The following is a 20,363-nucleotide window of genomic DNA, read 5'->3' on the forward strand; positions in this document are numbered from 1 at the left end:
TATTGATAATTTCTAATTATGAAGAAATATTAAAATTTCTTGATCGGCTTTGGCACTGTAAACCTCTCCTGCATTCACGTCATGTATTTCTTATAAATGTTCTGTTTATTTGAGTATTTGTTTGAATTTCTTCAGTGTAGCGCCGTTGAGGACAGGTTATTTTACCCTTCGATACAGACGGCGGAGTAAACGAACGGTTGTTAAAGGCTCAGTTGTCGTTACGTATTGATCTGTTATTTTTTAAATAGTTCGAAGAATCCGGGCTTTACCCAAACCCGGCCCTCCGCCAGCGCTTTCAAAAACAACAGATCAATACGTAATGCGGCCCCGGCGAAATTCCCCGGAAGGTCCTCAGAGCCCGGGATCGCCCGGCAGTGTTTCCCAGCCCGGGCCGATGATGGCGGCGCGGCGGCGGCCGGCGCCGTCGAGGCGGAGAACGATGATGTTCTGTTCTTCGAGCCATCCGAGCATGCGGCGGGCGCGACCGGTGGAATGGGTTCCGTAGATGCGGGCTATGTCCCGGTCGGGCGGGCAGGTTTTGCCGTCGAGGGCGGCGCGGGCAAGGGTGAGGAAGACGGGCTGCATGTCTTCGGGGAGGGTTGAGGCGATAGCCTCGGCTTCCTGCCACTCGGGGGTTTCGGCGGCTTCGGGGGTTGTGCCGCTGCGGGCCGTGGCGAGAGCGCGGCGAAAGCTACGCATGTCGAGGGCTTCGCGGCCGAGGCCGGCGATGCGGCAGCGCACGAGGAAGTCCTGGTAGAGGGAGGCCGGAGGGCGGAAGCCGCCGTCGTCTTCGTCGAGGACCTCACGCAGGAGGGCGGCAAGCTGCTGTCGGCGCTCGGCGGGGTCGATCGGGTCTTCGGGCCGGGATTCTGCGTCTGAGAGGGTTTCGCCGTGGGAGGCGAGCTGGGTGAGGAGATCGGGCGGCGGCGGGGCTGTGCGGCGCGGGCGGGCGATAAGTTCGGGCTCGGGGAGCGGGGCGAGGATGAGATCGGCGACCTGCTCGGTGGGCGGGGAGAACGGGGCGAGGACGGGGCCGGCAGAACGGCTTTCGGTGTGGACGTCACCGACGCGGATGGTCATGGGGCGACGGCTGATGGCGGGACCGAGGGCGACGAAGTTACCACGCTGGAGGTCACGGAAGGCTTCGGCCTGGCGGCGTTCCATGCCGAGGAGGTCGGCAGCGCGGGCCATGTCGATGTCGAGAAAAGTTCGTCCCATGAGGAAGTTTGAGGCTTCGGCGGCGACGTTTTTGGCGAGTTTGGCGAGGCGCTGTGTGGCGATGACGCCGGCGAGGCCGCGTTTACGGCCACGGCACATGAGGTTGGTCATGGCGCCCAGTGAAGCACGGCGGGCCTCGTCGGAGACTTCGCCTGCTGAGGCGGGGGCGAAGAGCTGGGCTTCGTCGACGATGACGAGGACGGGATACCAGTGCGCGCGGGGAACGTCGAACATACCGCCGAGAAAAGCGGCGGCACGGCGCATCTGGAGATCGGCGTCCAGTCCCTCCAGGTTGAGGACGACGGAGGCGCGATGGACGCGCATGCGCTCGCCTGCAGCCTGAAGCGCGGCTTCGGTGTGTTCGGCGGCGTCGATGACGAGGTGGCTGTAGGCCTCGGCGAGGCTGACGAAATCGCCCTCCGGGTCGATGATGGCCTGCTGGACGAGGTTGCCGGTCTGTTCGAGCAGGCGACGGAGAAGATGCGACTTTCCGGAGCCGGAATTACCCTGGACGAGCAGTCTTGTGGCGAGGAGTTCGGCGAGATTCATTATTGCCGGTCCGCCGCCGACGATCTGTCCCATTTCGATGCTGCTGCTCATGGTGCCGGGGATAGCTTGCCGACTCCCTGTGAGGCAACCGGGAACAGGCGGGAATGCTGCCTCAGGGGCTTTATCGGAGGTTGGGTGCATCGAAGAACCCGGGCTCTGCCCTGGAACCCGCCAAAGGTCGCAGACCCTTGGAAACCATTTTATTATTAATCAATCGGGGTGCAGCGGCATGCGGTCCCGGGCGAGGTCGGCGACTACCGGTTCAGCCAGTTCAGAGCGCCTAGAGCGGCGGCGCGTCCGGTGGCCATGCAGGCCTGGAGGAGATAGCCGCCGGTGGGGGCTTCCCAGTCGAGCATTTCGCCGCAGACGAAGATGCCGGGGATAGCGTGAAGCATGAAGTGGCTGTCCACGGCGGACTGGGGGACGCCACCGGCGGTGGAGATGGCGCGGTCGAGGGAGTCCGGGGCTGTGAGGCGGATCGGGAGGGCCTTGATACGGCGGGCGAGATCGGCGGGAGTTGTTGAGAGGTCACCGGCTTCGCGCAGGAGTGCTGTGGCGACGGGGGGAAGCTGAGCCGCTTTCCGGAGGCGGTTGGAAAGGCTTTCGCGGGCGCGGGTTTTGCTGAAGCGATCTGTGAGAATGGCGAGGTCGAGATCGGGGCGGAGATCGAGGAAGACAGTGGTGGGACCGTTCTGTTCGATGGCGTCGCGGAGGGGAGCGGACAGAGCGTAGAGAGCGCCGCCCTCGATACCGGTGCGGGTGATGATGGCTTCACCGCGGATGGTGACTGTGTTGAAGGTCAGGGCGATGCGTTTGAGAGGGGTTCCGGCGAAGCGGTCTCGGAGAATGTCGGACCAGACGACATGGAAGCCACAATTGGCGGGGCGGAAGGGTGCGAGGGGGATGCCTTGCCGGAGGAGGAGTGTGGCCCATGAGCCGTCTGAGCCGAGACGGGACCAGCTTGCGCCACCGAGGGCGAGGATGGTGGCGTCGGGTGGAGCGATGTCTGCGGGGGATCCGTCTTTTTGTGTGAAGGTGAGATGGTTGTCGGTGTTCCAGCCTGTCCAGGTGGTGTTGGGACGGAAGATGACACCGAGGGTGTTGAGGCGGGCGAGCCAGGCGCGGAGGAGAGGCGAGGCTTTCATGGCTTTGGGAAAGATGCGGCCGGAGCTCCCGGTGAAGCAAGGCAGGCCGAGGTCTTCGGCCCAGGCGACCATCATCTTCGGCGTGAAGTCCGCGAGGGCCGGGGCGAGCCAGGGGGCGGCGGTGCCATAGCGGGTGAGGAAGTGCGGTTCGGGTTCGGCGTTTGTCAGGTTGAGGCCGCTTTTTCCGGCCATCAGCAGTTTGCGACCGGCGGTGGGCATGCGGTCGGTGACGGTGACGACGCAGCCGGCTGTGGCGAGGATTTCGGCGGCAGCAAGGCCGGCGGGGCCTGCGCCGACGATGACGATGTGGCGTGCCGGCTCAGGAATTGCTGGTGTTGCGCTCATGATGTTCCTGCCTGTGCCCCGGTCTGTTTTTCGGTGTGTTGAGGCTCTCATAGCCTCAAAGAAGGGTGCCGTGACAGGTTATGGTGGTTTTATGTGAGGGGAAGAGGTCGGGCTCTGTTTTCCGGATGGGCACGTGATGCTGGCCTGCGGGCGATGTTACAGGACGGGTGGCGGGGCTGAAGCCGGAGGGCGTTTAAGTTTCCACACGTAGGCGATCACGGCGGCGACGGCCTGGAAATATTCGTAGGGAATTTCTGTGTCTTCGGGGAGTGTATAGAGCGAGCGGGCGAGCGGGGGATTCGAGACGATCGGGACTTTTGATTCGTTTGCAAATTCTCTGATTCTGGCGGCAAGTTCGTCCATGCCTTTTGCCACGACCCGGGGCGCGTTGCCGGCTCCCTGATCGTATTCGAGCGCGACGGCATAATGCGTCGGGTTGGTGATGACGACTGTTGCGTTTTTCACGGCTTCACGGATGCGTTTGCGCGTCCGCCGCATCCGCAACTGCTTCTGACGGCCTTTGACGTGCGGGTCGCCTTCTGTCTGTCTGGTCTCTTCCTTAGTGTCATGCCGGCTCATTTTAAGACCCTGCAGGCGGTGATAACGTGTCCATACTTCGTCGAGGACGACGATGATCATCTGCACGACGAGCACGGCGACGAGAGTCCGCATTGTCAGGTCGTATAATGTGGTTGCGAAAACCTGGGGCGACCAGTCCATGGTGTTCGGTGCCAGCCTGAGCGTATCAGTCACCACGCCGTAGAGAAGAAACGAAAAAGCCCCGAGTTTGGCAATAGATTTTATTGTATCGATCAGGCTCGTCACGCTGAAGATGCGCTTGATGCCTTTCATCGGGTTGAGGCGTGTGAGATCCGGGATCAGTGCTTCGGTGCGGATCAGAAAGCCGGACTGAAGCGTGGATGTGGTTACGGCAGCGACGGCGGCGGCTCCTGCGACTGGCAGGCCGAGCAGCATGGCTGTTTTCATCGCGAACAACATGACCTGCGCGGCTGTGGACGGATCGAAATCGATATCGCCTGAATGTTCCAGAAGGCCTTTCATTTCCAGCACAAACCGGCGAGCTCCGGTGGGCAGCACCATGACCAGAGCGATGCTTGCCAGACCCAGGCTTGAAAACAGATGCAGTTCGCGCGACTGGGCGATGTTGCCTTCTTCGCGCGCCCGTTCGAGCCGTCGGCCGGTCGGGGCTTCTGTCGTGTCACCCGTATCGGAGTCAGCCACGGCTTATCTCCGGACTACTTTTCTGGCATGACGCGTTTTGCAGATTCTGGCTCATAGTCCGCCGATTCCGGGCAGACTGGCCAGTGCTGCATCAAGATGCTGCGTCCATGTTGCGACCATGCCACGAATGAGAAGCGCCAGCAGAAAGATGCCACCCAGAAGCTGCGCGGGCATGGCGAGAGAATACACCTGGAGGCCCGGAGAGAAGCGGCTTAGCAGCCCCAGCATGGCAGGCCACACGGTTCCGAGCAGCACGAAAGGCATCGCGAGCTGGAATGCCAGCAGAAAGGAACGCTGCGTCATCTCCGTAACACTGTGTGCCGCATCACCCATGAGAGGAAAATGTCCGGGTGGGAAGACCTGATAGCTTCCGGCGAGAGCATAAAGCGGGAAAACGTAAAGGCCGGTCGAAAACATCACGACAGGCACTGAAAGCGAGGCAAGGTGACTGACGGCGGTGCTCTGGGCACCAAGGTCCGGGTCTGGTTGCAGGACGTTTGAAAGTCCGGTGAATGTTGAAAGAATCTGCACGGAGACAGGAAAAGACAGAGCCATCAGCTGGGCAAGCCAGCCGATGAGACCTCCGCTCAGCGTTTCGGAGCAGATCAGCACGATGGCGCGCCCGGGATCAAGAATATCTCCGGTTTCCGCTGCCAGAAAATGATTTTTCAGAACAGGGAACATCAGAAAGGCGATACTGATTGCCAGGCCGGCTTTTATCGTCGATGGAACGGTCTGCGTGCTGAGGCCGGGCAGCGTGACAACCATCGCGACGACACGACACAGGATGGCTACGAAAACGACCATCTGCGTCGGCAGAGCCGCAATGAAGACTGTCAGGTCGCCACTCAAGAGGCGCCCGCGACGATGACCTGATCAAAAATATGCCGTGTATAAGAAAGAAGTGTTGAATACATAAACGAACCGGCGAACAGAAGAGCCGACATTGAGGCCACGAATTTTGGCACGAATGACAACGTCGATTCATTAATCTGGGTGACGGCCTGCAGGATGGAGATCAGCAGGCCCGCAGCCAGGGACGCGATCAGTGAAGGAGCGCCGATTTTTACCGCAACGATGAGCGTCTCTCGTAACAGGGACGCGATATCAACAGAATTCATAAAATAAAATGTCCTGAAATAAATAAGCTTTCCGGATATCAGATCGTCATGCGCATGACATCCTGATAGGACTGAATCACCCGGTCACGGACGGTCGAGGCTGTCTGAAGGACAATCTGGGCCTGTGAGATCGAGGTGACGATATCGGTCAGGTTTCCCTGCCCGTTCAGGCCTGCGGCTGCCTTTGCTTCCGTATCTTTTCCGTTCTGAACCGCGCCCTGGATGGCACTTTGCAGAGCATCCCCGAAGCTTGTGCCGGAATCGGTGCCGGCACTGTCATCAATGGAGGACGCCTGGTCGGCGAGAGAAGCGCCGGATTGCGTTCGCGCGTATGCGGCGGCGGCTGTTTTATTCGCGACGGAGGAGATCATCATTTCAGCAGGTCAATCGTTCTGGTGATCATGGAGCGGGTGGTCTGCAGAGTGTTCAGATTTGCCTCGTAAGAACGCTGAGCTTCGTGAGAATCCATGATTTCAACCATAGTATTGACGTTTGATGTTTTGACATAGCCGCGTGCATCGGCGGCTGGGTGCGTCGGATCGTAACGCATCTGAAAATCGGACATGTCGTGGTCGATTTTTTTGACACTAACGTTCGAGACACCTGTATTCTGATCAATCGTATTCTGAAATGTTATTGTCTTGCGGCGATAGGGATCAGCTCCGGGTGTGGAACCGGTCGTATCCTGATTGGCGATATTTTCCGCGACAACACGAAGACGCTGTGACTGCGCTTCCATGCCCGCAGCGGAAATTCCCATTGTGCTGTTGATATCCATACGTGATCGTTCTCACTATTTTCCAAGAACGAACGTCAGCATACTTTTGTAAGCTGAATAGACATTTGTCGCGAAACGCTGCTGATCGCCTGTTTCGGCAACCTCTTCCATCTGGCTCTCCAGAGAAACAGCATTGCCGTTCGGGGCCTGCTCACCCTCCGTCGTGACGGAAGAGGACCGGCCCCGGCCTCCAACCGGGATGTGGCGGGGAGAGGTTGTGGCCAGACCGACCTGGAACTGAGCCAGCGCGCTGGAAAATGGCGTGATATCCTGGGCTGTATAACCAGGCGTGTCGGCATTGGCGACATTGTTCGCGAGCACCTGCTCGCGTTGTTCCAGCCAGGACATCCGCCTCTGGGCCAGTCCGAAAAGATCAGTTCCGCCTGTGGCGGGACGTGAGGCATCCAGCATCCGGTTCTCCGCAAGGTTAAACAGGTGGGCCGGTGCAGACCGGTCCGTCTGCTGACCATGCGTTGTGAAACGCTGAAATATCGTTAAAAGGCCGGAGCAATGGAGCATTTGTTTATTCGGTCATGAAATCACTAAACGTAAACGTATTGTTTACTTTGGGATCGCAAATCTGTGGCTCTTCTGAACCGCCTCACGGAATGCGCCCGTATGGGATTTTATGACATCATTACGACTGTGGCGGCGCTTGTTGCGGTCCTTGCCATGATTCTGCTCAGCCGGAGTGGCTGGCAGGTTCTGGCGCGGCTGCGCGGTCCGGTAAGGAATAACGCTGGTCTCGCTCTGGACGGATCGCTTGCTCTGGATGCACGTCGCCGCCTCAGCGTCATTTCCTGTCACGGGCGAAAGGTTCTGCTTCTGACGGGCGGACCGTCCGATGTTGTCGTCGGGTGGCTCCCGGAACCCGGAACAGAGGATCAGTCCTCGTGAAGGCAGGTTTCACGTCCCCGACAGGGAGATTCCGGAGCGGCAACATTTCTGTTGTGCTGCTGTCTTCACTGGTGATTCTGGTGCTTGCTGCCGGGTGGCCTCATGCGGCTCATGCACAATCTCTCAATATCGATCTCGGGCAGAAAGGCGACTCCGGCACTGCCGGGCGGCTGGTGCAGCTTTCGGCGCTGATTACGGTTCTGTCGCTTGCTCCCAGCCTGCTGGTGATGGTGACGGCATTCACACGGATCATCATCGTGCTGTCGCTGCTGCGGAGTGCGATTGGCGCGCAGGGCACGCCGCCGAACACAGTGCTGATCGGGCTGGCGATTTTTCTGACTTTTTTTGTCATGCAACCGGTGATGGAGCAGTCATGGGCGAATGGCATTTCTCCGCTCATCGCAGGGAAAATTGCTGAGCTGGATGGTCTGCGCGCAGCGGCCGAACCGTTTCATGGTTTCATGGTTGCCAATGCCCGTCCTGCCGATCTGGCGACATTCTTTCATCTGGCGAATGTTCATCCTCCGGCAGCGGCGGCTGACACTCCATGGCGCGTTCTGATGCCGGCTTTCATGATCGGGGAACTACGCCGGGGTTTTGAGATGGGCTTTTTGCTCTATCTGCCGTTTCTCGTGATCGACATCGTGGTGTCGACGGTACTGATGAGTCTGGGCATGATGATGCTGCCGCCGGCTACGATCTCCCTGCCGTTCAAACTGATTTTCTTTGTGATGGTGGATGGCTGGCAGCTTGTCGCGGGGAGCCTCGTCCGCAGTTTCGGGGGCGGATAGAGAAACGTCCCCTCCCCTGATTTATGTAAGAAAACGGTTTTCAAAGGCGAGCCTTTGCCGGGTTCCGGGGCAGAGCCCTGCCAGTTCTGCACCTGCCAGTCTCACACAGGACCCTCTGGTATTAGTTGGCACCTTCCCGGGGCTTTGCCCGTGATGACCACCAAAGGTCGCAGACCTTTGGAAAGACTCTGTTCGCGTTATATATTGATCTTTGATTTTTCAAAGGGTTAGCAGAATCCGGGCTCTGCCCGAACCCGGCAGGGACCGCAGGCCCCTGCACCCCGATTGATTAATAATAAAATGGTTTCCAAAGGTCTGTGACCTTTGGTGGGTTCCAGGGCAAAGCCCTGGGAAGGAGCCAGCACTTAATGGCAACAGAGACTTTGTAAACCGGCCTGTTTATCAAAACAGATCCGGGTGAAGGGGGCTGCGACCCCTTCCGGGTTCGGGCACAGCCCGTGCTGCCGACGGACCTTTGAAAAACCACACGTCAACATTTAACGATAACAAAGGCCCGCGACCTTTGGCGGTCATCACGGTAACGGCCTGAGACTCCTGGCACTCACATATGCGGATCAGTCGCGGGCTGATCCTGAGGCATAGCCGCCGCCGCGTGGGTCAACTGAGCCGAAGCAGCGGGCGCTGTTGCCCGGCAGACCGGAACGGCAGGAGATCGCGTTGGCACGACCGGACGATGTCGCGGGTTTCAGCTGATCATCACCCCGGAGCGCACCGGAAAGAGCGGCGGCTGCCGCATCCGAGGCATCGCCCTGACCGGAGGCTGTTGCCGCCGCGACGAACGCCCCGTCGCGATGGGCAATGGCGCCGGGGAGCAGCGGACGTGGCAGATGAGCCGAGGATGCGGCGAGCACGATGCCCGTGGAGCCAGCGACGCGGCCTGTTCCGAACAGATTGTTCATCGTCAGCACGCAGGAGACAGCCTCACCCTGCCGGTCCACGACAGCGTAGGATGTCGATGCGGGCAGGTTCGGAAGTGTGCCGCCGGATGGCGTGCGGCCGGAATCGAGCAGTTCCTGAGCCCGCGCGGCGAGAACGGAAGCAGAGCTGCCGCCTTCGCTGGCACGCCAGCCGGCGACAGCCCGAGCGCCTGCGCCGCCGGAGGTGGACTGGCCATTTTCCATCGCTCTCCAGGCCACGGCCATTCCGTAACCACCATCCGCCGGTGGTGGCAGGAAAGAAACCTGGGTGCCCTGCACGGTAACCGTAAGGGGCATGACGACCTGCGGGAGGGCAGCGCGGAGACCAGCCATGGTGAGGCCGCCACCGGCTGCATCGCTTGCTGCGACGAAGGTGCGGGCCAGTGAACCGATATAGAGATCGCCCGGCCCGGCAGAACGGATTCGCTCCAGAGAGCCGGCAAGCCTCGGCTGGGTAAGGATGTCACCTGCTTTCATAACGGTGCCGTCGGAACGTCCGAAGATATGGAGGGCGCCGTCATCCGCCAGAAGCGGGGCCTGCACCGCGGCAAGATCGGAGGCAAGCTGGGTGCCCACTTCCAGGCCACCACGGGCGAGCTGAAGAGCGGGCTGGGTCAGTTCGGCAAAATCGACGCTGCCATAACGGAGCTGCATCATGAACAGGCCGCGGGCCAGCATGGGCGACGAGGCAGGGCGATCCGCGTGTGGCGTCGGACCCTGCACAGCATCGGGCGGGGAATCGCCCGTTGGAAGGAAAACGAAGGCCTGACCGCCATTTCTGTCACCGGGACGCCAGGCAAGGCAGGCGCCGCCTGCACCAAGCGAGGCGCGGGATGGCAGAGTGGCCGACAGAGCGAGACCCAGGGCCGCGGCGGCATCGGCCGCGTTGCCGCCACGTTGCAGAACGGTCTGAGCGGCGAGAGCGGCCTGGGGCTCGTCGGCGACGATGGTGCCGACATAGCCGGAAATCATATGTGAACCGGAACCGAACAGGGAGAGTACGGCATGTTCTGTGCCGCCGTTGTTCCCGAAAGGAAGGAGCGAACAGGCGGAGACAAGTCCTGCGGCGGCCACGACAGCGCCGTTGCGCTGCATCACGGAGGCTGTCCTGCGGAAACGACTTGAGGCAGGCGCTTTTGCGCGCGAGGCAGACTGGGGTCTCACGGGACGCTCACGCACGCGACAGGCACTCCATACATCTTCGGCCGGGAGCGTTAACACGGGACGCACCAGGCCAGTGTCACCAGACGGCAGGGATCCGACCGTCTCATTAATGCCGCAGAATGCGACATCAGCCCCACTCGTTAGCTTTCTTCCGCGCAGGCGGCAACGGGTGGCGCGTAGTGATTGCTGTTCCGGTTGTGGGCAAAATGCGAGCCGGATACTTCCGGCACAATGCCGGTGGTCTGGCTGGCGTGGGTCAATGGTTATGCACCAGGCTTTGTCGGGATGCGGTTCGATCTGGCTTCGGCCTGAGGGAAATGCTGGCTCAGGCCAGACCGCATGATCTGCTTATTTCCGTGTCGCGTTGCTGCGAGCGTCGAAATCCGCGACTTCTGAGTGGGTAATGAGCGTCTCAATGCGTCGATAAAGGCCCGGTTCGCGTAAGTGCTGATGCTAACAGAGCCAACAACAAAGGCTTTACGACGAATACCGCGTGGCCTCAGTGCGGTTTTCCGGGCAGCGGTATTTCTCGTTACTGTTCTGCGAATGTCGCTGACACGCCGTGTTCACGGTTGTAGGCCAGCTGTGTTTTCGTCAGCTGGAAGCCGACTTCAAACTGATAATCGTTCTGTCCGTTTGTTGGTTTGATCGGCAGATCGACGGTGACGAGGCGGGTATCGACCGCGACTGTCGAGCTGCCGGCGGGGAAGGCCACGGCCTGCTCGAAGATGTGTTTTCCGACGATTTTGTCATTGTGGACGACCGCGACGAACCACGGCAGCGTCAGTGAATCATATTTCGCGGCTGGTCCACGACGAACCACCATGTGGACGCCGACGCGGGTTTGCAGGTTTTTTTTCTTCTCGTTTTCGCCCGCTGAAACGCAGTCTCCGCTCAGATGGGTGATGCTGGCTCGTGTCACGAGGTGATCGAAGCTCGGACCTTTAGCGGAATAATTATAATAATCCGCGACTTCGGCCGGGATGTGCATGGCGGGGCATGTCGGGGCGAAACCGACGCCGTCATCTTCTCCGCAGGCCACCAGGGTGAGCGGAAGCGTGATCGCAATGGCGAGGCCCGCCAGTTGCCGGGCGAGCGGTGCGCGGAGAGCGGAGGCGATCCGAATCGGGGAACGGAGTTCCGTCACGGGGGAGAGGAAACGGGACAGAGGATGGGTCATGCGGCAGTCCAGGATAGCAGGTCATGCATCCGACGGACGCACAGCCGTCGTGAGCGGAGAGCCTGAAGGGAAACGGGCGGGCAGAAAAGTGACGGGACAAAAAGCATGAGGCGAAGTATTAAACATCAAGTGCGTCCGGGAAAACCGGGCCGAACCAGAAATCAGTGTGCGGGCCGCACGGGGAGCGCTTCCAGGCCGCATTCGTATGCCCGGATTATCGCCTGCCGGACGGATCGGTCCGACCGATATGGCTTGCGCGATCCGCGTGTCTTGCGTAGGGCGAGGCAAAACTGATTATCTCCTGGCCGGACCGGACATCAGTGCCGGCCGCCCCGTATATCGCCCGCCGAACGTTTGGGGAACACCATGCCCGACCAGCTTATCTCGACACTCAGGCCTGAGACCGCGGATGCGGACACCCGCGCACTCAAAGTTCTTCTGGCTGGCCCGCGTGGCTTCTGTGCCGGCGTCGATCGCGCCATCCGCGTGGTTGAGGAAGCCATCCGGGCTTATGGCGCGCCGGTCTATGTCCGTCATGAGATCGTGCATAACCGGACGGTTGTTGAGGAGCTTGAGGCGAAAGGGGCGATCTTCGTTGAGGAACTCGACGAGGTGCCGGCGGACGGACATGTTGTCTTTTCCGCGCATGGCGTTCCGAAGACGGTGCCGGCTGAGGCTGCACGCCGGAATCTGCTTTATCTTGATGCGACCTGTCCGCTGGTTTCCAAGGTTCATCGCGAGGCTGAGCGGCATTATGCCGATGGTGGCCCGGAGAGCCGTCATATTCTGATGATTGGTCATGCCGGGCATCCGGAAGTGATTGGCACGATGGGGCAGCTACCTGTCGGTGCTGTTACGCTGATCAACGACGCGGAAGAGGCCCGGACGGTTCAGCCGGACGATCCGACGCGTCTTGCCTTCATCACCCAGACGACGCTCTCGGTGGATGACACGGCTGAGATTGTGGACATTCTCCGGGATCGTTTCCCTCTCATCGAAGGGCCGAAGCGCGAGGATATCTGCTACGCGACGACGAACCGTCAGGAAGCGGTGAAGGCGATCGCGCCGGAATGCGACCTGGTGATCGTGATCGGGTCTCCGAACTCATCGAACTCGCAGCGCCTGCGTGAGGTTGCGGAGCGGTCGGGCACGAAGCGGGCACTGCTGGTGCCGAAGCTCGCGGCTCTGGACTGGTCGGTTCTGGATGGTGTGAACTCGGTGGGCATTACGGCGGGGGCTTCGGCTCCGGAGGCTCTGGTGCAGGAAATGGTCAATGCGCTCGCGAAGCGTTACACGCTGGAGATCATTGAGCGGACCGTGAAGGAAGAGAACGTGACGTTCCGCCTTCCTGCGCCGCTTGGTTGAAGCGGCATGGTGTTGTGACCGGCGGATCGCCGGTCAGGCGCGGGCTGATGGCTCATCGGGTATCTTTTTTATCGGGATTGGCTGAGTTTCTCTGATCCCGGCTTGCTCTGAAGGGAGCTCATGGCCGTCTACACGGAAGTCGAGGATGAAGCCCTCGCCGGTTTTCTGACCGAATATGACATCGGCCGTCTGACGGCTTTCCGTGGCATTGCTGAAGGTGTGGAAAACAGCAACTTCGTTCTGCGCACGCGGCAGGATGAGACGGACCGGGATTTTATTCTCACGCTTTACGAGAAGCGGGTGAATCCGGCGGAATTGCCATGGTTTCTGAGGCTGATGCGTCATCTCGCCACGAATGGCCTGTCCTGTCCGCTGCCTGTTGAGGGTCGTGACGGGCAGGCTCTGCGCGAACTGGCAGGCAGGCCGGCGGCGATTACGACGTTTCTTCCGGGTGTGTGGCCCCGGCATATTCATGTGGAGCATTGCGCGCCTCTGGGTGCTGCGCTGGCGACTCTGCATGTTGCGGGTCAGGACTATGCGGCTGAGCGGCCTAACGGGCTTGGGCCTGAGGCATGGCGGCCTCTGCTTCGGGCTTCTCAGGGCTCCGGTGCGACGGAGCAGGCATTTCCGGGGCTGAGTGAAGAGCTGGATCTGGCGCTGGACAGGATTCTGCCAGCGTGGCCTGTAGCGTCGGGGCCTTCTGCTCTGCCTCGCGGGCAGATTCATGCTGATCTCTTTCCGGACAATGTGTTTTTTCTCGATGGGGCGATTTCCGGGCTGATCGATTTCTATTTCGCCTGCACGGATCTGCTGGCTTATGACGTGGCCATCTGTCTCAACGCGTGGTGTTTTGGCGATGACGGCACATTTAATGTGACCTGTGCCCGGCGGCTGCTGGAGGGATATGAGAGCGTTCGTCCCCTGACTAAGGCTGAGCGCACGGCGTTGCCGGTCCTCTGCTCGGGCGCTGCGATGCGTTTTGCTTTGACGCGGCTTTATGACTGGGTGAACACGCCGCCGGGCGCGATGGTGACGCGCAAGGACCCGATGGCTTATGTGCGGCGGCTGCGCTTTCACATGGCTTCACCGACTCTGGAGGCTTACGGTGTCTGATGTGACTGAGACTGTGGATCTGGTGGAAGATCCGGGGCTGGATGCCTCTGCTGTTGTTCAGGTGTGGACGGATGGCGGGTGCCGGCCCAATCCCGGACCTGGTGGCTGGGGCGTTTTGCTGCGCTTTAAAGGGCGGGAGCGGGAGTTGTCTGGCGGTGAGGCGGAGACAACCAATAACCGGATGGAACTGACGGCGGCGGCGGAAGCTCTGGAGACTCTCACCCGGCCCTGTGTGGTGGCGATCCATACGGACAGTGAGTATGTGAAAAACGGAATTACCCGCTGGCATACGGGCTGGGTGCGGCGGAACTGGCGGAATGCGTCGGGCGATCCGGTGAAGAACATGGATCTCTGGCGCCGTTTGCTGGATGCGGCGAAGCAGCATGAGGTGTCGTGGCACTGGGTTCGCGGGCATTCCGGGGTGCCTGAGAATGAGCGCGTGGATCAGCTTGCGACGGCGGCGCGGATTACTGTTGAGGCTGCGGGGCAGTAAGCGCGCGGCTGCCTGGTTCGGGCTTGCTGATTAAGGAAGGGGAACCGAAGTTCCCCTTCTGAGTGTTATGCTGAGCGGCTGAAAGGCCCCATCGCCTCCAGCGCGGCTTCCGGCCGGCCGAGGGCGCCCGCGAGGGTTCTGCTGACCTCGCCTTCGCTGAATTTCCCCCGGATCAGACGGGAGCCGGCCTGCCCCAGAGTGTCGACCATGTCCGGGTCCTGATGAAGGCGCACGATCTGTGCCGCGATCTCCCCTGCATCTTTCTGCACCAGGTCGCTCAGGTCTGCGGGCAGATCAATGCCTTCGGCGGCCATGGGGCTCATGACGCAGGGCAGTCCGGCGGCGAAGGTTTCCAGAACTTTGCCTTTGATCCCGGCGCCGAACCGCAATGGCGCGACACCCAGGCGGACGTTTTCGAAGAGATCGTCCCGCAGATTTTCGATTCTGCCGGCAATGTGCACCCCGCCGCATGATGCGTCTGCTTCACGGGCAAGATCTTCGATGTCCGCGTCTGCGTCGCTTCCAGCCAGTATGCACCGGATCTCCGGGGCCTGCTGCCAGACACGGGGCATGACTTCGCTGACCAGCCATTCGGCGGCATCGCGGTTCGGGCCGTGACTGTAATTACCGAGGAAAGCCACGCCATGACGTTCTGACGCGGATTTTCTGACGGGCTGCGGTGCGATGTCCCATGGCACGACGTGGACGTTCAGTGCGGGCATAAGCCGCCGGAGTTCTGAGGCTTCGAAACCGGAATGGGTTATAACGACATCGGACATGAGCGCCGCTGTGACTTCGAGCGTGCGGGTCCGGCCGGCCTCGTAGGCCAGATCCGTGTTGCCTTCGATCCCGGCCTGGCGCGCCATGCGGAGATAGTGAAGATCAGCCACGCTGTAGATCACGCGGCTGCCGCCCATGTAGCGTCTGACCAGCCCGGCATAGGATGAGGCGATGCTGACACGATGGAGATAGACGACATCGAATGTGCCGGCCTGACGTCTCAGCACATCTTCGGGCGACTGGTAGAAAGGCGCGCAGGCCACTGACACGCCTTCGGCTTCCATGGCGGCGATCAGATCCTGCGGAATGTTTGCCGCGGGTGAGACGAATGTCACCTGGTAACCAAGGCGTCCGAGCGTACGGATATGAGAGTAAATCGCCTGCGATCCGGCGTCACATCCCACACGCGGGAACTGTTCGTCGATGACAAGGGCACGGCGCAGTTTCGGTATGTCTGCGGCGGCCCGGCCCGCAAGACGGCGGGACCGTTCCAGTTCGGCTCTCTCTTCGCGCCGGGTATCATGATCGGCTTTTTGCTGGCTGATGCGTTCTGCCTGACGGGTCACGAAGGCGAGTGCCCTGCGGCGCTCCTCGTCGGTTTCCAGTCCTGCAACGGCTCTTTCGACGAAAGCTTCCATGTCGTCATTGAAGTCGCCTGCTACGGAAAGATGCTTTGGCGATCCGTGAAGATGATGATCCGTGCCGGCGTGACGCACTTCGATGACATGGGGTGTGGCAGGATCAAGCAGCGTGCCGAAAGTCAGCTCAAACGCGGCCCAGCCATTCCCGATACCGGCTGAGGCGAGGTCCGGACGCTGGCTGGTTGCGCAGATCGTTGTGATATAATGTCCATCCACGAATACATCGACCTGCATTCTCTCCCATGGTCTGTCTTCATTCCATGCCCAGCCATTGAGCCTGTTCCGGCTGGCGAAATCCAGCCAGCCGTGGAATCTGCCGGTTTTTTCTGGCCGGTCACCGGCTTCCGGATTTTCCGTCGTGACCGGCCGATGCGGGGATGGCTCCTGATGATGCGAGGGCTCTGTGCCTGCGGCCTGCGCGCAGAGTGCGGCGAGATCGACATAGCCCGCGTGGACCGGGACAGTCCCTGCTCCGTGTGGCCGGGCACGTTCTGCGAGCTGTCGCCAGATTTTTGCGAGATGTTCTCCGCCTTCGACGCGGGGGGCGCAGTAGATTGCTTCTTCGCGTTTTGCATCGGGGTAGCGGGCGTAATAATCGGCGGCGTTCTGAAACATGCCGCGCGATCCGTCTTCCACGTAGGTTTCGGAGGGGGCGCCTTCTGCCAGGAGCAGATCGTGGCTTTCCAGTTCGAGGTGGATATAGGCCACTTCGCCGGGCTCTTCATCCTGCACGATGCTGATGCCGTTGATCAGCGCGCTGGCGGGAACGAGCACGCCATCGACATACATGGCGTGAAGGGGTGACACGCGGAGATCGCGTTGCGGGATGTTGTCGGCGATGGCACCGGCTTTGATGGTGACCGGAAGCAGTTTTTTGTTTTTCCCCACGAATTCGGGGGCGTAGCTGCGGCGACCGATCCAGCGGACGGGGCGTAGTTCACCGGACGCTGTGCGGACGAGATCGCCGATCTCCAGGGTCTCGATCGCGGCTTCTCCGTCCTGAACCGCGATGCGTGTTCCCGGGCAGTAGCAGGCGATGTAGCTCAGTTGCATGCCCTTATCGCCGGAACTGTCCGTGGTGACTGTAGAGGACGAGAAATCGGCGGCGTCAAACCCTGGGACTGGAGATGCCAGGCTGATAGTGTCAACGGTTTTACCGGAACTGTCCAGAATCGTGATTGCGGAGTCAGAATAAGACACTGAGTACTGGGTCGGATCGAGGTCGATCTGAAGGGTTGCACCCTTTACCAGAGAGAGATTCGTCAGCGTGTCGTCGAGGCCACCGATTTCCAGTGTGCCGCCATTTTCAACGGTAATGCCGTTGATGGTCGAATTTACGCCGTCGAGATCCAGAATATCAACGTAACCACTGCTGCTGATGGTCACGTTACTGACGCTGGCACCGGCTTCCAGCGTCGCGGAGCCACCGGACCCGACAACGATGCCGGAGAGTGTTCCGCCGGACTGAACGTCTTCCAGGCCACCGGAACCAATGGTGACATCATAGGAACTGCCACTACCCTGGACCTGCTGCTGGCCGCCGGACAGAATCGTGGTGTTGCTGGCGTAACCGCCGCTTGTGACGGCCTGGTTGACACTGAATCCCGTTCCGCTGAGCGTGGTGTCAACAGCCGAGCCACCGGCGTTGATGGTCTGAAGCGCGTTGCCGAGGACAGTGGCCCCAGACGCGATTCCGCCCGCTGCTACAGTCTGTAATGCCTGCGTGTTGCCGGTGCCTGAGGACAGCATTGCCCCCGTATCTGTTCCATAGACATTCTCCGACGCCCCGGCATCAATGATCATGTTTCTGGCGGTGCCCTGCGACCAAACAACCGTCGAGGTTCCTGATGTCATGGTGACATCGCTGATGGTGGCCCCGTTTTCAACAGCGAACCCACCGGACCCCGTGCTGCCGCCGGAAACCGTGCCGCCGGAAACCGTGCCTTCGGTTCCCGGACTGGCGTTACCTGTAATGCCAACAAAAAGAGAGCCGCCGGATATGAGCGTGATGCCAGATACAACGCCACCGGATGAGACATAGGCGGTGCCTCCGGAATTAACCGTGAGGCCACTCACGACAGCTGTGTCGATGATTTTGAGCGTATCGCCGCTACTAACGGTCTGGTTAGTCTGCGTGCCCGTGTTCACCGTCGTTGTTGTCATGAGTGCCTCCGAAAATCACGCGAAGCCTTTTTTTGGCTAACGGTGCTGTGAAATGTTTCCGGGTCTCATTCTTCCGACAAATCGCTAATTTTTCGGATACAATGCTTTCTGGCTGTTCATAATTGGAGTTCAGGGCCTGTCGTCAGACCGTTTCGAAGCTCTGTCCGAACGCAAAACGGCCGCGCCGGGTGGAGACCCGGGCGCGGCCATCAGAGACAAAATATGTCAGTGGAAAATCACTGACCTTTCAGACGCTTATTGCAGAGGCTGTAATATCCGCCGCCCTTCTGGATCCAGCGCAGGCCACCGTTTCCGCCGGTTGCCTTATTGGCCTTGTACTGGTCATCGCATGTTTTACGGCGACCGGTGCCAGCGCTGAGCGAGGAATATTTCGAAGAAATCTGACCCGGGTAGACCACGTTGCCGGTCGGGGTAGCGCTTGCGGTTGTCTTCGCTGCGGGTGCGGCGGGAGTCGCCGTTGCCGGAGCAGCGGCGGGGGCGGATGCTGCCGGGGTGGTGTCTTCCGGTTCGGCCTCGGAGCCGGTGCATTGCGCGGCCTTGAATTCCTTGTAGGTCTGTCCGGATGTGAGGGTTCCGCTTTTCCGCGCTTCGGTGAATTTCGCGCGACATTCCTTAGCGGTCATCGCCTGTGCGGCATCTGCGGAACCGAGCCAGAGAGCGCCTCCGGCAAGCAGGGCGAGCGACGTGGCGGCGGCGCGCGCTGAACGATTGAAGCCCATCAGCTATCCTTATTCTTCTCAGGTTCACATGCACGCCCTGTGGCATGACGCGCTGTCGTCGATGCCTGCGTTGAAGGGCGGGCATCCGGGCATTCCATGGCCCCTTGCGACTCTACAGCGTGACCGCCGGATATGACAGAGGCCGGATCATGGACTCCGGCCTCTGTCGCTAGTCTGCGATTGTCACGTCGGCCTTTGTGCCGCGTTATGAGATCCGTTCGCCGTGCAGGGCGACATCCAGGCCTTCCTGCTCGGCTTCCGCCGGCACACGCAGACCGAGGACGGCATCGACGATTTTCAGCAGAATGAAGGTCATGACGCCACACCAGACGATGGTCACGCCGACGGCCTCCGCCTGAATCAGCAACTGATGGAGTGAGCCCGGGGAGCCGGCCGGATTCGCATCTGTCGCGGAGAGCGGGCCGTAAGCCAGCACACCGGTCAGCAGGGCGCCGACGATGCCGCCGACACCGTGGACACCGAAGGCGTCGAGGCTGTCATCGTAACTGAACATGTGTTTGAGCGTGGTGGCGCTCCAGTAGCAGACGACTCCGGTGACGAGGCCAATGATCAGGGCGCCCCCCGGCAGAACGAAACCGGCGGCGGGGGTAATGGCGACCAGGCCGCCGACCGCGCCGGAGATGATGCCGAGAACTGTTGGTTTGCCTGTGCGGACCCATTCGGCCAGCATCCAGGCGACGCCGGCGGCGGCGGCGGCGATCTGTGTGGTGGCCATGGCCATGCCGGCGCGGCCGTTGGCACCAACGGCGGAGCCGGCATTGAAGCCGAACCAGCCGACCCAGAGCAGGGAGGCGCCGATGACGGCGTAGGTGAGGTTGAAGGGTGCCATGTCGTCTGTGCCGAGGCCGCGACGTTTGCCGAGAACGATGGCGCAGACGAGTCCGGCGATACCGGCGTTGATGTGGACGACCGTGCCACCGGCGAAGTCGAGCGTGCCGAGGCCGAGCAGCCAGCCCACGGGGCTCCAGACCCAGTGCGCGACGGGGGCGTAGACGAGCAGCGACCAGAGGATGGTGAACACGCACATGGAGGAGAACTTCATGCGCTCGGCATAGGCGCCGGCGATCAGGGCCGGGGTGATGATGGCGAAGGTCATCTGGAACGTCATGAAGACGCTCTCGGGGATGGTCATCACGGTTGCGTTCGGCGAATCGGCACCGAGGGTGAAGCCGACATCGGCGCCTCTGGAGATATGGTCGCCGATTGTTGCCAGGAAGGCTTTCGAGAGGCCGCCGATATAGGGCGTGCCGGTCGAGAATGCGAGGGAGTAGCCTGCGATCATCCAGACGACGGTGATGATGCAGCAGATGGCGAAGCTCTGCATGACGGTGGACAGCACGTTTTTCTTACGCACCATGCCGGCGTAGAACAGGGCCAGTCCGGGGATGGTCATCATCAGGACGAGAGCGGTGCTCACGAGCATCCAGGCGGTGTCGCCGCTGTCGATTGCGGGAGGAGCATCGGCGGCCTGCGCGGGGATGGCGGCGGCCAGTCCTGCGATCAGCGCGGCGCCGGCGGCGGACGTTTTCATGCCCGGAAACAGGCGCATCCTGTTTTTTTGCTCCGGGTTTCGTCCTGCGAACGAAGAAAACTGAATATCCATTAACGCGTGTGGCCCCCTGCCCCATTCGCATCTGCGGTCGGGGGGATCAGGGCGTGACGGTCTTTGTCCTCCGTGC

18 protein-coding genes are annotated in these 20,363 nt (G+C 60.8%); 5 read left to right on the forward strand and 13 right to left on the reverse strand.

Features of this window, described 5'->3' with window-relative positions; genetic code table 11:
* Positions 1 to 351: 351 nt before the first annotated feature.
* The 8 genes from GOB85_RS04620 to GOB85_RS04655 form a co-directional block, all read right to left on the reverse strand.
* Entirely contained in the window at positions 352 to 1,818 is a 1,467-nt protein-coding gene (locus GOB85_RS04620) for an ATP-binding protein (RefSeq protein ID WP_173576433.1), read from the reverse strand.
* Between the two features lie 203 nt (positions 1,819 to 2,021).
* Positions 2,022 to 3,257: a TIGR03862 family flavoprotein gene (locus tag GOB85_RS04625; RefSeq protein ID WP_173576432.1), complete on the reverse strand. Its 1,236-nt coding sequence runs from the start codon at positions 3,255 to 3,257 to the stop codon at positions 2,022 to 2,024.
* 156 nt (positions 3,258 to 3,413) lie between these two features.
* Positions 3,414 to 4,499, reverse strand: coding sequence for an EscU/YscU/HrcU family type III secretion system export apparatus switch protein (locus GOB85_RS04630; protein ID WP_173576431.1), 1,086 nt, complete (start codon positions 4,497 to 4,499; stop codon positions 3,414 to 3,416).
* Between the two features lie 51 nt (positions 4,500 to 4,550).
* Positions 4,551 to 5,351 carry a flagellar biosynthetic protein FliR gene (locus GOB85_RS04635; RefSeq protein ID WP_173576430.1) on the reverse strand — a complete coding sequence of 267 codons (801 nt, stop codon included), beginning with the start codon at positions 5,349 to 5,351 and terminating at the stop codon, positions 4,551 to 4,553.
* Complete coding sequence (gene fliQ, locus GOB85_RS04640; protein ID WP_173576429.1) at positions 5,348 to 5,620, reverse strand: flagellar biosynthesis protein FliQ; 273 nt, start codon at positions 5,618 to 5,620, stop codon at positions 5,348 to 5,350. The genes GOB85_RS04635 and fliQ overlap by 4 nt, the downstream gene beginning before the upstream one ends.
* A gap of 38 nt (positions 5,621 to 5,658) precedes the next feature.
* Positions 5,659 to 5,994 carry a flagellar hook-basal body complex protein FliE gene (locus GOB85_RS04645; RefSeq protein ID WP_173576428.1) on the reverse strand — a complete coding sequence of 112 codons (336 nt, stop codon included), beginning with the start codon at positions 5,992 to 5,994 and terminating at the stop codon, positions 5,659 to 5,661.
* Complete coding sequence (flgC, locus tag GOB85_RS04650) at positions 5,991 to 6,398, reverse strand: flagellar basal body rod protein FlgC (protein ID WP_173576427.1); 408 nt, start codon at positions 6,396 to 6,398, stop codon at positions 5,991 to 5,993. Before flgC ends, GOB85_RS04645 begins: the two co-directional genes overlap by 4 nt.
* 15 nt (positions 6,399 to 6,413) lie before the next feature.
* On the reverse strand, positions 6,414 to 6,809 hold the full coding sequence (locus GOB85_RS04655) for a flagellar basal body rod protein FlgB (protein ID WP_173576426.1): 396 nt from the start codon (positions 6,807 to 6,809) through the stop codon (positions 6,414 to 6,416).
* 171 nt (positions 6,810 to 6,980) lie between these two features.
* Between GOB85_RS04655 and GOB85_RS04660 the strand changes: the two genes are divergently transcribed.
* Together GOB85_RS04660 and fliP are read left to right on the forward strand one after the other, a co-directional pair.
* On the forward strand, positions 6,981 to 7,295 hold the full coding sequence (locus GOB85_RS04660) for a hypothetical protein (RefSeq protein ID WP_173576425.1): 315 nt from the start codon (positions 6,981 to 6,983) through the stop codon (positions 7,293 to 7,295).
* Positions 7,296 to 7,348: 53 nt separating this feature from the next.
* Positions 7,349 to 8,086: a flagellar type III secretion system pore protein FliP gene (gene fliP, locus GOB85_RS04665; RefSeq protein ID WP_173576502.1), complete on the forward strand. Its 738-nt coding sequence runs from the start codon at positions 7,349 to 7,351 to the stop codon at positions 8,084 to 8,086.
* 575 nt (positions 8,087 to 8,661) lie between these two features.
* On the opposite strand, the gene GOB85_RS04670 is transcribed toward fliP, so the two are convergent.
* Together GOB85_RS04670 and GOB85_RS04675 are read right to left on the reverse strand one after the other, a co-directional pair.
* The gene (locus GOB85_RS04670) at positions 8,662 to 10,119 is read right to left on the reverse strand and encodes a gamma-glutamyltransferase (RefSeq protein WP_173576501.1); all 1,458 of its coding nucleotides are present in this window, start codon (positions 10,117 to 10,119) and stop codon (positions 8,662 to 8,664) included.
* Positions 10,120 to 10,720: 601 nt separating this feature from the next.
* Positions 10,721 to 11,368: a hypothetical protein gene (locus tag GOB85_RS04675; RefSeq protein WP_242011295.1), complete on the reverse strand. Its 648-nt coding sequence runs from the start codon at positions 11,366 to 11,368 to the stop codon at positions 10,721 to 10,723.
* A gap of 366 nt (positions 11,369 to 11,734) precedes the next feature.
* Between GOB85_RS04675 and ispH the strand changes: the two genes are divergently transcribed.
* The 3 genes from ispH to rnhA all read left to right on the forward strand — a co-directional run bounded on the left by ispH (position 11,735) and on the right by rnhA (position 14,339).
* Entirely contained in the window at positions 11,735 to 12,733 is a 999-nt protein-coding gene (ispH, locus tag GOB85_RS04680; protein ID WP_173576424.1) for a 4-hydroxy-3-methylbut-2-enyl diphosphate reductase, read from the forward strand.
* Between the two features lie 120 nt (positions 12,734 to 12,853).
* Complete coding sequence (locus tag GOB85_RS04685; RefSeq protein WP_173576423.1) at positions 12,854 to 13,846, forward strand: homoserine kinase; 993 nt, start codon at positions 12,854 to 12,856, stop codon at positions 13,844 to 13,846.
* A gap of 1 nt (position 13,847) precedes the next feature.
* Positions 13,848 to 14,339, forward strand: a complete 492-nt coding sequence (gene rnhA, locus GOB85_RS04690; RefSeq protein WP_338421653.1) for a ribonuclease HI — start codon at positions 13,848 to 13,850, stop codon at positions 14,337 to 14,339.
* Positions 14,340 to 14,404: 65 nt separating this feature from the next.
* Here rnhA and GOB85_RS04695 read toward each other — a convergent pair whose 3' ends face one another.
* The 3 genes from GOB85_RS04695 to GOB85_RS04705 all read right to left on the reverse strand — a co-directional run bounded on the left by GOB85_RS04695 (position 14,405) and on the right by GOB85_RS04705 (position 20,215).
* Entirely contained in the window at positions 14,405 to 17,923 is a 3,519-nt protein-coding gene (locus GOB85_RS04695; RefSeq protein ID WP_173576422.1) for a Hint domain-containing protein, read from the reverse strand.
* A 236-nt stretch (positions 17,924 to 18,159) separates the two neighbouring features.
* Positions 18,160 to 18,663, reverse strand: a complete 504-nt coding sequence (locus GOB85_RS04700; RefSeq protein WP_173576421.1) for a hypothetical protein — start codon at positions 18,661 to 18,663, stop codon at positions 18,160 to 18,162.
* Positions 18,664 to 18,868: 205 nt separating this feature from the next.
* A complete protein-coding gene (locus tag GOB85_RS04705) occupies positions 18,869 to 20,215 on the reverse strand; it encodes an ammonium transporter (protein ID WP_277875850.1) in 1,347 nt (448 codons plus the stop codon).
* Positions 20,216 to 20,363 lie beyond the last annotated feature (148 nt).

It is taken from the genome of Acetobacter fallax, from assembly GCF_011516735.1.
In the GTDB taxonomy this organism is placed as follows: Bacteria; Pseudomonadota; Alphaproteobacteria; order Acetobacterales; family Acetobacteraceae; genus Acetobacter; species Acetobacter fallax.